This is a genomic window from Streptococcus sp. Marseille-Q5619, from assembly GCF_946901205.1.
Taxonomy (GTDB): Bacteria; Bacillota; Bacilli; order Lactobacillales; family Streptococcaceae; genus Streptococcus.
In genome coordinates this window covers 206,867-221,132 of record NZ_CAMPPO010000002.1, presented here as the reverse complement: position 1 = coordinate 221,132, position 14,266 = coordinate 206,867, and the positions used below count along the sequence as shown (strand labels likewise).

Sequence of the window (14,266 nt, the reverse complement as noted above, 5' to 3'; positions counted from 1 at the left end):
ATGAAGGAAAATTTAAAAATTAATATTCTGTGGTTACTCCTTTTGTTAGCTGGCTATGGCTTGATTAGTGTACTGGTTTCAGTCGGAGTACTCAATCTATTCTATGTACAGATTTTACAACAAATCGGAATTAATATTATTCTGGCTGTTGGTCTCAACTTAATCGTTGGTTTTTCAGGTCAATTTTCACTTGGTCATGCTGGTTTCATGGCGATTGGTGCCTATGCAGCAGCTATTATTGGTTCTAAATCACCAACCTACGGTGCCTTCTTTGGAGCCATGATTATAGGTGCTTTGCTTTCAGGAGCAGTTGCCTTACTTGTCGGAATTCCAACATTACGTTTGAAGGGGGATTATCTTGCAGTAGCGACTCTAGGTGTTTCTGAAATTATCCGTATCTTTATCATCAATGGCGGAAGCCTTACAAATGGTGCAGCAGGTATCTTGGGAATTCCTAACTTTACAACTTGGCAAATGGTTTACTTCTTTGTCGTGATCACAACCATTGCAACCTTGAACTTCTTGCGTAGTCCAATTGGTCGTTCAACCCTCTCCGTTCGTGAAGATGAAATCGCTGCTGAGTCAGTTGGGGTTAATACGACTAAAATTAAAATTATCGCCTTTGTCTTTGGTGCTATTACTGCAAGTATTGCAGGATCACTTCAGGCAGGATTTATCGGTTCAGTTGTACCGAAAGATTACACCTTCATCAACTCAATCAACGTTTTGATCATTGTTGTATTTGGTGGGCTTGGTTCCATTACAGGTGCCATCGTTTCAGCTATTGTTCTTGGAATTTTGAATATGCTTCTCCAAGATGTTGCCAGCGTGCGTATGATTATTTATGCTTTGGCCTTGGTATTGGTAATGATTTTCAGACCAGGTGGACTCCTTGGAACATGGGAATTGAGCCTATCGCGTTTCTTTAAAAAATCTAAGAAGGAGGAACAAAACTAATGGCATTACTTGAAGTAAAACAGTTAACCAAACATTTTGGCGGTCTAACAGCTGTTGGAGATGTGACTCTTGAATTGAACGAAGGGGAATTGGTTGGACTAATCGGTCCAAATGGAGCTGGGAAAACTACTCTTTTCAATCTTTTGACCGGTGTTTATGAACCAAGCGAGGGAACAGTAACCCTAGATGGTCACCTTTTGAATGGAAAGTCACCTTATAAGATTGCTTCTTTGGGACTTGGACGTACATTCCAAAATATCCGTCTCTTTAAAGATTTAACAGTTTTAGACAATGTTTTGATTGCTTTTGGTAACCATCACAAACAACATGTTTTTGCTAGTTTCTTACGCTTACCAGCTTTTTACAAGAGTGAAAAAGAATTAAAGGCTAAAGCTTTGGAATTGCTGAAAATTTTTGATTTAGATGGTGATGCAGAAACGCTTGCTAAAAACCTTGCCTACGGACAACAACGTCGTTTGGAAATTGTTCGTGCCCTCGCTACAGAACCTAAAATTCTCTTTTTAGATGAACCAGCCGCAGGTATGAATCCGCAGGAAACAGCAGAATTGACTGAGTTAATTCGTCGTATCAAAGATGAATTTAAAATTACAATCATGCTGATTGAACACGATATGAATCTGGTTATGGAAGTTACAGAACGCATCTACGTACTTGAATACGGTCGTTTGATTGCTCAGGGAACTCCGGACGAAATTAAGACCAATAAACGCGTTATCGAAGCTTATCTAGGAGGTGAAGCCTAATGTCTATGTTAAAAGTTGATAATCTTTCTGTGCATTACGGCATGATCCAGGCAGTCCGTGATGTAAGCTTTGAAGTGAATGAAGGAGAAGTTGTTTCCCTTATCGGTGCCAATGGTGCAGGTAAGACAACTATTCTCCGTACCTTGTCTGGTTTGGTTCGACCAAGTTCTGGAAAGATTGAATTTTTAGGTCAAGAAATCCAAAAAATGCCGGCTCAGAAAATCGTGGCAGGTGGTCTTTCACAAGTACCAGAAGGACGCCACGTCTTCCCTGGCTTGACTGTTATGGAAAATCTAGAAATGGGAGCTTTCTTAAAGAAAAACCGTGAAGAAAATCAAGCTAACTTGAAGAAGGTTTTCTCACGCTTCCCTCGTCTTGAAGAACGGAAGAACCAAGATGCAGCTACTCTTTCAGGGGGAGAACAACAAATGCTTGCCATGGGACGCGCTCTTATGTCAACACCAAAACTTCTTCTTTTAGATGAACCATCAATGGGACTTGCTCCAATCTTTATCCAAGAAATTTTTGATATCATTCAAGATATTCAGAAGCAAGGAACAACTGTCCTCTTGATTGAACAAAATGCCAATAAAGCACTTGCAATCTCTGACCGAGGCTATGTATTGGAAACAGGGAAAATCGTTCTATCAGGAACAGGAAAAGAACTCGCCTCATCAGAAGAAGTCAGAAAAGCATATCTGGGTGGCTAAAACAATCCAGTGGATTGTTTTAGTCGGTGGATGAAGATTACGAAGTAATCATCATTATAGTCCGGGGGAACTTTTTAGTCGACGGATGAAGATTGCGAATCAATCATCAAATCCAGTGGATTGTTTTAGTTGGCAGATGAAGATAACGAAGCAATTCTCATCTGCACTGGAAGGTTAGCTTCTGATAATTGAAACAAAATCGAATGAAGCGTACCTATCCTTCATTCACAGAGCTCGATTTTAGAGCTCTTTTTGCTAGCTTATTCATACTTTTCTGAATTTTGAAAAAGAAATGTAAGCGTTTGATAGATTTGCAAAAAGATTGTATAATAGGGATAAGAATAGAAAAGGAGAAGTCTCATGGCAGTTAAAGATTTTATGACCCGCAAGGTAGTTTATATTAGTCCAGATACAACAGTATCTCATGCAGCAGATTTAATGAGAGAGCAAGGATTGCACCGCTTGCCTGTTATCGAAAATGATCAATTGGTTGGTTTGGTGACTGAGGGCACCATTGCCCAAGCTAGTCCATCAAAAGCAACCAGTCTTTCTATCTATGAGATGAATTATCTTCTAAATAAGACAAAAGTAAAAGATGTCATGATTCGCGATGTTGTCACTGTTTCAGGCTATGCGAGTCTAGAGGATGCAACTTATCTGATGTTGAAAAACAAGATTGGTATTCTTCCTGTCGTAGATAATCATCAAGTATACGGAGTTATTACGGACCGTGACGTTTTCCAAGCCTTTCTTGAAATTGCTGGTTATGGAGAAGAAGGAATTCGTGTGCGCTTTGTTACAGAAGATGAAGTCGGTGTCCTCGGAAAGATTGTTTCTTTGATTGCAGAAGAAAATTTGAATATCTCGCATACCGTAAATATTCCGCGTAAAGATGGTAAGGTGATTATCGAAGTTCAAATCGATGGCTCAATTGATTTACCATCCTTGAAAGAAAAATTTGAATCAGAGAATATTCAAGTAGAAGAAATTACTCGTACTTCAGCAAAAGTCTTGTAAGAAGGGAAGCCGAAAGGCTTCTTTTTACGTGTAATAAGGGATTAGAGCAAAAGATGGAAAGAAATGATAAAATATGCTATAATGAAATGATGTAAAAAAAGGAGTATTTATGGACATTTCAGTAATTCGTCAGAAAATTGACGCAAATCGTGAAAAATTAGCTTCTTTCAGGGGGTCTCTTTGACCTCGAAGGCTTAGAGGAAGAGATTGCCATCTTGGAAAACAAGATGACTGAACCTGATTTTTGGAACGATAATATCGCGGCCCAAAAAACGTCGCAAGAATTAAATGAATTAAAAAACACTTACAATACCTTCCATAAGATGGAAGAGTTGCAGGATGAAGTTGAAATTTTATTGGACTTTTTAGCAGAAGATGAGTCGGTGCATGAAGAATTGGTAACGCAGTTATCCGAACTTGATAAGATGATGACCAGTTACGAGATGACCTTGCTCTTGTCAGAACCTTATGACCACAACAATGCCATATTGGAAATCCATCCAGGATCTGGTGGCACTGAGGCTCAGGACTGGGGTGATATGTTGCTTCGTATGTACACTCGCTATGGAAATGCTAAAGGCTTTAAAGTAGAAGTATTGGATTACCAAGCAGGAGATGAAGCTGGTATCAAGTCAGTAACCTTATCATTTGAAGGACCTAATGCCTATGGTCTTCTCAAGTCAGAAATGGGTGTGCACCGTTTGGTGCGAATTTCACCATTCGACTCTGCCAAACGTCGCCATACCTCTTTCACATCTGTAGAAGTGATGCCTGAGTTGGACGATACCATTGAAGTGGAAATCCGGGAAGATGACATCAAGATGGATACCTTCCGTTCAGGTGGTGCCGGTGGACAAAACGTCAACAAGGTTTCAACAGGTGTACGTTTAACCCACATTCCAACTGGAATTGTTGTCCAATCAACGGTCGATCGTACCCAGTATGGAAATAGAGATCGAGCTATGAAGATGTTGCAGGCTAAGCTCTATCAAATGGAGCAAGAAAAGAAAGCTGCGGAGGTAGATTCCCTCAAGGGTGAGAAAAAAGAAATCACATGGGGAAGCCAAATCCGTTCTTATGTCTTCACGCCTTATACTATGGTAAAAGATCATCGAACTAGCTTTGAAGTTGCTCAGGTAGATAAGGTTATGGACGGGGACCTAGATGGTTTTATCGATGCCTACCTCAAGTGGCGAATCAGTTAAGAAAGAAAGGAACTCACATGTCAATCATTGAAATGAGAGATGTCGTCAAAAAATACGACAACGGAACGACTGCCTTACGCGGTGTTTCGGTCAGCGTTCAACCGGGAGAATTTGCTTACATTGTAGGACCTTCAGGAGCAGGGAAGTCAACCTTCATTCGTTCTCTATATCGTGAAGTAAAAATCGATAAAGGAAGCCTATCAGTTGCTGGTTTTAATCTGGTTAAGATTAAAAAGAAAGATGTCCCGCTTCTACGTCGTAGTGTTGGAGTTGTCTTCCAGGATTATAAACTCTTGCCAAAGAAAACTGTCTATGAAAATATTGCTTACGCTATGGAAGTAATCGGGGAAAATCGCCGTAATATCAAAAAACGTGTGATGGAAGTTTTAGACTTGGTTGGGTTGAAGCACAAGGTTCGTTCTTTCCCAAATGAGCTCTCAGGTGGAGAGCAACAGCGGATTGCGATTGCGCGTGCTATTGTAAACAATCCCAAAGTATTGATAGCCGATGAACCAACAGGAAACCTGGACCCGGATAATTCATGGGAAATTATGAATCTCTTGGAACGGATTAACCTACAAGGGACAACTATTTTGATGGCGACTCATAATAGCCAGATTGTAAATACCTTGCGCCACCGTGTCATTGCCATTGAAAATGGCCGTGTCGTTCGTGACGAATCAAAAGGAGAGTATGGATACGATGATTAGTAGATTTTTTCGCCATTTATTTGAATCACTAAAAAGTTTGAAACGAAATGGTTGGATGACAGTGGCTGCTGTCAGCTCAGTCATGATTACTTTGACCTTGGTTGCCATATTTGCTTCTGTTATTTTCAATACAGCGAAACTAGCTACAGATATTGAAAATAATGTCCGAGTGATGGTTTATATTCGCAAGGATGTAGCTGATAATAGCGAGACTATTGAAAAAGAAGGTCAAACTGTTACAAATAATGACTACCACAAGGTATACAATGCTTTGAAGGGGATGTCTACTGTTAAGAGTGTTACCTTTTCAAGTAAAGAGGAACAATATGAAAAGTTGACAGAAACAATGGGGGATAACTGGAAAATCTTTGAAGGCGATGCCAACCCCCTCTATGATGCCTATATTGTTGATACCAAAGCGCCAAGTGATGTAAAAACTGTGTCTGAAGATGCTAAAAAAATTGAAGGTGTGTCTGAGGTTCAGGATGGTGGTGCCAATACAGAACGCCTATTCCAACTAGCATCATTTATCCGTGTTTGGGGATTAGTTATTGCAGGACTTTTGATTTTTATTGCAGTTTTCTTGATTTCAAATACCATTCGTATTACCATTATTTCTCGCAGTCGTGAAATTCAAATCATGCGCTTGGTTGGTGCTAAGAACAGTTATATCCGTGGACCTTTCTTACTTGAAGGTGCCTTCATTGGTTTGCTTGGAGCAACTGCGCCATCAGTGTTGGTCTTTATTGTTTATCGAATGGTTTACCAATCTGTCAATAAGTCGTTGGTCGGACAAAATCTTTCTATGATCGCGCCAGAGGTATTTACTCCTCTGATGATTGCCCTATTATTTGTGATTGGAATTTTCATTGGTTCACTGGGATCAGGAATTTCCATGCGCAGATTCTTGAAGATTTAGGTAAAATAATTATTTTTATGAGGAGGTTGTAAAATCTCCTTTTTTGCTACAAGAGTTTTTGAAAAGGGACTTCTAATACTCAATGGAAATAAAAGAGCAAACTAGGTAGCTCGCCACAGGATGCTCAAAATACTGATTTGAGGTTGTAGATAAGACTGACGAAGTCAGTCACATGTATACGGTAAGACGACGCTGACGTGGTTTGAAGAGATTTTCGAAGAGTATCAAGAAGTCCCCCAGAGAAGACTTCTTGATGGCTAACTTGAAATTTGGCACTAGAAATTTTTTTGAAAAAAGTGTAATTTTTTTTGTAAAAGCCTTTACAAAAAAAATTAAAGTGGTATAATTAAATCATAAAAGGTGCAAACGTTTTCGTAAAACGTTTGCCTAAATAAAAATAAAGGAGATTTGAATGATGAAAGATACATTCAAAAATGTCTTGTCTTTCGAATTTTGGCAAAAATTCGGTAAGGCTTTGATGGTGGTTATCGCGGTTATGCCGGCTGCTGGTTTGATGATTTCAATCGGTAAGTCTATCGTGATGATTAACCCAACATTTGCACCACTCGTTATTACTGGTGGTGTCCTAGAGCAAATCGGTTGGGGGGTTATCGTTAACCTTCATATCTTGTTCGCCCTCGCTATTGGAGGAAGCTGGGCTAAGGAACGTGCTGGTGGTGCGTTTGCGGCAGGTCTTGCCTTTATCCTAATCAACCGTATCACTGGTACAATCTTTGGCGTATCAGGAGACATGTTGAAGAATCCAGAAGCTATGGTAACAACTCTCTTTGGTGGATCAATCAAAGTTGCTGATTACTTCATTAGTGTTATGGAAGCTCCAGCACTTAACATGGGTGTATTCGTAGGGATTATTTCTGGTTTTATTGGAGCAACTGCTTACAATAAATACTATAACTTCCGTAAGCTTCCTGATGCACTTTCATTCTTTAACGGAAAACGTTTTGTACCATTTGTAGTTATTCTTCGTTCAATAATTGCTGCAATTGTACTTGCTGCTTTTTGGCCACTTGTGCAAACTGGTATCAATAGCTTTGGTATCTGGATTGCCAACTCACAAGAAACTGCTCCAATCCTTGCACCATTCTTGTATGGTACATTGGAACGTTTGCTCTTGCCATTTGGTCTTCACCATATGTTGACTATCCCAATGAACTACACAGCTCTTGGTGGTACTTATGACATTTTAACTGGTGCAGCTAAAGGTACTCAAGTATTTGGTCAAGACCCACTATGGCTTGCATGGGTAACAGACCTTGTTAACCTTAAAGGTACAGATGCAAGTCACTACCAACAATTGTTAGATACTGTTCACCCAGCTCGTTTCAAAGTTGGACAAATGATCGGTTCATTCGGTATCTTGATGGGTATGATCGTTGCTATCTACCGTAATGTCGATGCTGATAAGAAACATCAATATAAAGGTATGATGATTGCGACAGCTCTTGCAACATTCTTGACAGGGGTTACTGAACCAATCGAATACATGTTCATGTTTGTAGCAACACCTATGTATCTTGTTTACTCACTTGTTCAAGGTGCTGCCTTCGCTATGGCTGACGTAGTAAACCTACGTGTCCACTCATTCGGTTCAATTGAATTCTTGACTCGTACACCACTAGCAATTAATGCTGGTATTGGTATGGATATCGTTAACTTTATCTGGGTAACTGTTCTCTTTGCCGTAATCATGTACTTTATCGCAAACTTCATGATTCAAAAATTCAACTACGCAACTCCAGGACGTAACGGAAACTATGAAACTGCTGAAGGTTCAGAAGAAGCTAGCAGCGAAGTGAAAGTTGCAGCTGGTTCTCAAGCTGTAAACATTATCAACCTTCTTGGTGGACGTGCAAACATCGTTGATGTAGACGCATGTATGACTCGTCTTCGTGTAACTGTAAAAGACGCTGACAAAGTCGGTGATGCAGAACAATGGAAAGCAGAAGGAGCTATGGGTCTTGTCATGAAAGGACAAGGAGTTCAAGCTATCTACGGTCCAAAAGCAGACGTATTGAAATCTGATATCCAAGATATCCTTGATTCAGGTGAAATCATTCCTGAAACTCTTCCAAGTCAAATGACAGAAGCACAACAAAATACAGTTCACTATAAAGGTCTTACTGAGGAAGTATACTCAGTAGCCGATGGTCAAGTTGTTGCTTTGGAACAAGTGAAAGATCCAGTATTTGCTCAAAAAATGATGGGTGATGGATTTGCTGTAGAACCTGCAAATGGAAACATTGTATCTCCAGTTTCAGGTACTGTATCAAGCATCTTCCCTACAAAACATGCTCTTGGTCTTGTGACTGAAGCAGGTCTTGAAGTACTTGTTCACATTGGTTTGGACACAGTAAGTCTTGAAGGAAAACCATTTACAGTTCATGTAGCAGAAGGACAAAAAGTTGCAGCAGGTGATCTCCTTGTCACAGCTGACTTGGATGCTATCCGTGCAGCAGGACGTGAAACTTCAACAGTAGTTGTCTTCACAAATGGTGATGTTATTAAATCAGTTAAATTAGAACAAACAGGTTCTCTTGCAGCTAAAACAGCAGTTGCTAAAGTAGAATTGTAATACACTTGAGGTTGGAAGCTGTTTTCCAACCTCTTGTTTTAGGAGAAAAACATGAAATTTTTAACACTCAATACTCATAGCTGGATGGAAAAAGAAGCCGAGGAAAAATTCCAGCTTTTGCTTGAAGATATTCTTGATAAAGATTATGATTTGATTTGTTTCCAAGAAATCAATCAGGAAATCACCTCGCCTAAGGTAGAAGTTAATGATCTCTATCAAGCTTTACCAGCAGCTGAGCCGATTCATCAAGATCATTATGTTAGACTTTTGGTTGAAAAGTTGTCAGAGCAAGGGAAAGATTACTACTGGACTTGGGCCTATAACCATATTGGTTATGACCGCTACCATGAAGGTGTGGCTATCTTGTCTAAAACACCTATTGAAGCAAGAGAAATTTTGGTTTCAGATGTGGATGATCCAACAGACTATCATACTCGCCGTGTCGCCCTGGCTGAAACTGTAGTCGATGGCAAGGACCTTGCAGTTGCCAGTGTCCACCTTTCTTGGTGGGATAAAGGTTTCCAAGAAGAATGGGCGCGATTTGAGGCTGTCTTGAAAGAATTGAACAAGCCACTTTTGCTGGCTGGAGATTTCAACAATCCAGCCGGTAAGGAAGGCTACCAAGCTATTTTAGCTAGTCCATTGGGCTTACAAGACGCTTTTGAAGTTAGTCAAGAGAAAAGTGGTAGCTATACTGTTCCACCAGAAATAGATGGATGGAAAGGGAACACTGAACCCCTTCGAATCGACTATGTTTTTACTACCAAAGAGTTAGAGGTAGAAAATTTACATGTTGTATTTGATGGTAACAATAGTCCGCAAGTCAGTGATCACTATGGCTTGAGTGCTATTTTAAACTGGAAATAATAACTGATACTCTTCGAAAATCAAATTCAAACCACGTCAACGTCGCCTTGCCGTACTCAAGTACAGCCTGAGGCTAGTTTCCTAGTTTGCTCTTTGATTTTCATTGAGTATGAAAAGAGGTTGGGATTATAAAATTCCAGCCTTTTTCTGATTAGAAAAGCTACTGGAAATAGCCTAATACTCTTCGAAAATCAAATTCAAACCACGTCAGCTTCACCTTGCCGTACTCAAGTACAGCCTGCGGCTAGCTTCCTAGTTTGCTCTTTGATTTTCATTGAGTATAAATAAGTGAGACTACTGAAATGGAATAAAATGTGGTATAATTGATAAGATAGATAGAATCGAGGATAGTATGTCATTTACGAAATTTCAATTTAAAAATTATATTAGAGAAGCCTTGGAGGAGTTAAAATTTACAACTCCAACAGAGGTGCAAGATAAGTTGATTCCCATTGTTTTGGCAGGTCGTGACCTAGTAGGAGAATCAAAAACAGGTTCGGGTAAGACTCACACTTTCCTATTGCCGATTTTCCAGCAATTAGATGAAATCAGCGATAGTGTTCAAGCAGTCATTACTGCACCGAGCCGTGAATTAGCTACTCAAATTTACCAAGCAGCTCGTCAGATTGCAGCCCACTCAGAAGTGGAAGTTCGTGTGGTTAATTATGTAGGAGGGACAGATAAGGCTCGCCAAATTGACAAATTGGCAAGTAATCAGCCTCATATTGTTATCGGAACGCCTGGCCGTATTTATGACTTAGTTAAGTCTGGTAACCTAGCTATTCACAAGGCTAAGACCTTTGTGGTCGATGAGGCAGATATGACCTTGGATATGGGATTCTTAGAAACTGTTGATAAAATTGCTGGAAACCTTCCAAAAGACCTGCAATTCATGGTCTTCTCAGCGACTATTCCACAAAAATTGCAACCATTCTTGAAAAAATACTTGTCAAATCCAGTTATGGAGAAAATCAAGACCAAAACGGTCATTTCTGACACTATTGATAATTGGTTGATTTCGACCAAGGGCCGAGATAAGAATGCTCAAATTTACCAGTTAACTCAGTTGATGCAACCGTATTTGGCAATGATTTTTGTTAACACTAAGACACGTGCTGATGAATTGCATTCATATTTGACTGCTCAAGGCTTGAAGGTTGCGAAAATCCATGGGGATATTGCCCCTCGTGAGCGTAAACGTATCATGAACCAGGTTAAAAATTTGGATTTTGAGTACATTGTCGCAACAGATTTGGCGGCGCGTGGAATTGATATTGAAGGTGTCAGCCATGTTATCAATGATGCCATTCCGCAAGATTTGTCCTTCTTTGTCCACCGTGTTGGTCGTACCGGACGCAATGGCCTACCAGGTACAGCTATTACCCTTTACCAGCCAAGTGATGACTCGGATATCCGTGAGTTGGAGAAATTGGGAATCAAGTTTACTCCTAAGATGGTCAAAGACGGAGAATTTCAAGATACTTATGACCGTGACCGTCGTGCCAACCGTGAGAAAAAACAAGATAAACTTGATATTGAAATGATTGGTTTGGTTAAAAAGAAAAAGAAAAAAGTCAAACCAGGTTATAAGAAGAAGATTCAATGGGCGGTTGATGAAAAACGTCGGAAAAACAAGCGCGCTGAAAATCGCGCTCGCGGTCGTGCAGAGCGTAAAGCAAAACGTCAAACATTTTAATAGCAATTGTTGGAGTACTGAGCTCCAACTTTTTGCTTTATGAGAACGAACTATCTATACAGAAACACTACATTATAGACTGCAAATTGCGTTTAAAAATGGTATAATGGTAAAGTTATATAGTCCCGATAAGATGGTAGAAATTTCTATTTTTTCTTTCGAGTCGCAACTCGCAAAGAATGACGGCTCCAAAGTCGTTCGTCATTCTACGGTTGTCGCTATAGGGTGGTCACCCTATGCGCCTTACTAGCTTCAGAAATAAAAAAGTGTCGTTTTTATTTCTTTCGAGTCGCAACTCGTGGATGATAGGGATTTCTATCAGTACTTTGTAACTCTATAACACTATTTTTAAGGGGGGACATTTTTATGTCAGAACGTAAATTATTCACGTCTGAGTCTGTATCTGAGGGGCATCCAGATAAGATTGCAGACCAAATTTCAGATGCGATTTTGGATGCTATTTTAGCAGAGGATCCAGAAGCGCACGTTGCTGCTGAGACAGCTGTATATACTGGTTCCGTCCACGTTTTTGGTGAAATTTCTACAAATGCCTATGTGGATATTAACCGTGTGGTTCGTGATACCATTGCAGAGATTGGCTACACCAATACAGAATATGGTTTTTCTGCTGAGACAGTGGGAGTCCATCCGTCACTTGTTGAGCAATCACCTGATATTGCTCAAGGTGTTAACGAAGCCTTGGAGGTTCGTGGAAATGCAGACCAAGATCCACTTGATTTGATTGGTGCTGGAGACCAAGGGCTTATGTTTGGATTTGCAGTGGATGAAACAGAAGAGCTCATGCCATTGCCAATTTCACTCAGTCATAAGTTGGTTCGTCGTCTGGCAGAACTTCGTAAGTATGGGGAAATTAGCTATCTTCGCCCAGATGCTAAATCACAAGTTACAGTTGAGTATGATGAAAATGACCGTCCAGTACGTGTGGACACAGTCGTTATTTCAACTCAGCACGATCCAGAAGTCAGCAACGAACAAATTCACAATGATGTCATTAGCAAGGTTATCAAAGAGGTTATTCCAGCCTCTTACTTGGATGAGCAAACAAAATTCTTCATCAATCCTACTGGTCGTTTTGTAATCGGTGGGCCTCAAGGGGACTCAGGCTTGACTGGTCGTAAGATTATCGTAGATACCTATGGTGGCTACTCTCGTCACGGTGGTGGTGCTTTCTCTGGTAAAGATGCGACTAAGGTGGACCGTTCTGCGTCATATGCGGCTCGCTATATTGCAAAGAATATCGTTGCAGCAGGCCTTGCTAAGAAAGCAGAAGTGCAGTTGGCCTACGCTATCGGTGTTGCGCAACCTGTTTCTGTTCGTATCGATACCTTTGGTACAGGAACAGTAGCTGAAAGCAAGCTTGAAAAAGCGGCTCGTCAAATCTTTGACCTTCGTCCTGCAGGAATTATTCAAATGTTGGATCTTAAACGTCCAATCTACCGTCAAACAGCGGCTTATGGACACATGGGACGTACAGATATTGACCTTCCATGGGAACGTTTGGACAAGGTAGATGCTTTAAAAGAAGCAGTCAAATAAATAAATTGAAGAAAGAGGGAACCCCCTCTTTTTTATAGTTTTTAACTATACTGGGATACTGTTCTGAAAATCCATTTTGCGAAAGTAGAGATTTACATGTATTTCTTTAAAAATGATAATGGTTGAGATTTCTCCTTGTTGCTTGGACTTCATTCAAAATTCTGTTACCCAAGCCTTGTTCAAACTTCCAATACACTAGCTGTTTCCATAGCATGACTTCTGCACTAGACTTTCTTTTCCGAATAAATAGATAGAACCATAGAATCTAGTAAACCTAGAATTAAAACTGTGGTATAATATTAGCAATAAAAGGAATCCGGAGGATCAGAATCATGGTATCAACGAAAACACAAATTGCTGGTTTTGAGTTTGACAATTGCTTGATGAATGCAGCAGGTGTGGCTTGTATGACGATAGAGGAGCTAGAAGGGGTTAAAAACTCAGTTGCAGGAACCTTTGTCACAAAGACAGCGACCTTGGACTTCCGTCAGGGAAATCCTGAGCCACGTTACCAAGATGTTCCACTTGGTTCTATCAACTCTATGGGTTTGCCAAATAAGGGCTTAGACTACTATCTGGACTACCTTTCGGATCTGCAGGAAAAAGAGCCAAATCGAACTTTCTTCTTATCTCTAGTCGGCATGTCTCCAGAGGAAACCCATACTATCTTGAAAAAAGTCCAAGAGAGTGATTTTCGTGGTCTGACTGAGCTAAACCTCTCTTGTCCAAATGTTCCAGGAAAACCTCAGATTGCCTATGATTTTGAGACAACAGACCGGATTTTGGCAGAGGTGTTTGCCTACTTCACCAAACCTCTTGGAATTAAATTGCCACCATATTTTGACATTGTTCACTTTGACCAAGCGGCAGCTATTTTCAATAAGTATTCTCTTAAGTTTGTCAACTGCGTCAACTCTATCGGAAACGGCCTTTATATAGAAGATGAGTCCGTCGTTATTCGTCCTAAAAATGGTTTCGGTGGGATTGGTGGAGAGTACATCAAACCGACTGCTCTAGCCAATGTTCACGCTTTTTATCAACGTTTAAATCCTCAAATTCAAATCATTGGAACAGGTGGCGTTCTGACTGGTCGTGATGCCTTTGAACATATCCTCTGTGGAGCGAGCATGGTGCAGGTGGGAACCACCCTTCATAAAGAAGGCGTCGTTGCTTTTGACCGAATTACCAATGAACTGAAAGCAATCATGGCGGAAAAAGGGTACGAAAGCCTAGAAGATTTCCGTGGGAAATTGCGCTATATCGATTGAATT

Annotated in this window: 12 protein-coding genes; all 12 read left to right on the top strand. The window is 40.3% G+C overall.

Annotated features, from left to right (window positions below):
- Nucleotides 1-957 carry a branched-chain amino acid ABC transporter permease gene (locus OC530_RS02230; protein ID WP_262079126.1) on the top strand — a complete coding sequence of 319 codons (957 nt, stop codon included), beginning with the start codon at nt 1-3 and terminating at the stop codon, nt 955-957.
- The gene (locus OC530_RS02225) at nt 957-1,721 is read left to right on the top strand and encodes an ABC transporter ATP-binding protein (RefSeq protein ID WP_001185997.1); all 765 of its coding nucleotides are present in this window, start codon (nt 957-959) and stop codon (nt 1,719-1,721) included. Before OC530_RS02230 ends, OC530_RS02225 begins: the two co-directional genes overlap by 1 nt.
- On the top strand, nt 1,721-2,431 hold the full coding sequence (locus tag OC530_RS02220; protein WP_000062200.1) for an ABC transporter ATP-binding protein: 711 nt from the start codon (nt 1,721-1,723) through the stop codon (nt 2,429-2,431). Before OC530_RS02225 ends, OC530_RS02220 begins: the two co-directional genes overlap by 1 nt.
- 360 nt (nt 2,432-2,791) lie before the next feature.
- On the top strand, nt 2,792-3,448 hold the full coding sequence (locus tag OC530_RS02215; RefSeq protein WP_000268661.1) for a CBS domain-containing protein: 657 nt from the start codon (nt 2,792-2,794) through the stop codon (nt 3,446-3,448).
- 109 nt (nt 3,449-3,557) lie between these two features.
- A protein-coding gene (prfB, locus tag OC530_RS02210; protein ID WP_138337628.1) for a peptide chain release factor 2 occupies nt 3,558-4,653 on the top strand; the annotation gives its coding sequence in 2 pieces (ribosomal slippage) (nt 3,558-3,629 and nt 3,631-4,653; 1,095 coding nt in all).
- Nucleotides 4,654-4,670: 17 nt separating this feature from the next.
- Complete coding sequence (gene ftsE, locus OC530_RS02205; protein WP_000022265.1) at nt 4,671-5,363, top strand: cell division ATP-binding protein FtsE; 693 nt, start codon at nt 4,671-4,673, stop codon at nt 5,361-5,363.
- Entirely contained in the window at nt 5,356-6,282 is a 927-nt protein-coding gene (ftsX, locus tag OC530_RS02200; RefSeq protein WP_049512196.1) for a permease-like cell division protein FtsX, read from the top strand. Before ftsE ends, ftsX begins: the two co-directional genes overlap by 8 nt.
- Nucleotides 6,283-6,694: 412 nt before the next feature.
- Nucleotides 6,695-8,875, top strand: coding sequence for a PTS transporter subunit IIBC (locus OC530_RS02195; protein WP_262079117.1), 2,181 nt, complete (start codon nt 6,695-6,697; stop codon nt 8,873-8,875).
- Nucleotides 8,876-8,926: 51 nt separating this feature from the next.
- The gene (locus OC530_RS02190) at nt 8,927-9,742 is read left to right on the top strand and encodes an endonuclease/exonuclease/phosphatase family protein (protein WP_262079115.1); all 816 of its coding nucleotides are present in this window, start codon (nt 8,927-8,929) and stop codon (nt 9,740-9,742) included.
- Between the two features lie 352 nt (nt 9,743-10,094).
- The gene (locus OC530_RS02185) at nt 10,095-11,438 is read left to right on the top strand and encodes a DEAD/DEAH box helicase (RefSeq protein WP_173233728.1); all 1,344 of its coding nucleotides are present in this window, start codon (nt 10,095-10,097) and stop codon (nt 11,436-11,438) included.
- A gap of 366 nt (nt 11,439-11,804) precedes the next feature.
- Nucleotides 11,805-12,995 carry a methionine adenosyltransferase gene (metK, locus tag OC530_RS02180; protein ID WP_262079112.1) on the top strand — a complete coding sequence of 397 codons (1,191 nt, stop codon included), beginning with the start codon at nt 11,805-11,807 and terminating at the stop codon, nt 12,993-12,995.
- Nucleotides 12,996-13,327: 332 nt separating this feature from the next.
- Nucleotides 13,328-14,263, top strand: a complete 936-nt coding sequence (locus OC530_RS02175; RefSeq protein ID WP_262079110.1) for a dihydroorotate oxidase — start codon at nt 13,328-13,330, stop codon at nt 14,261-14,263.
- Nucleotides 14,264-14,266 lie beyond the last annotated feature (3 nt).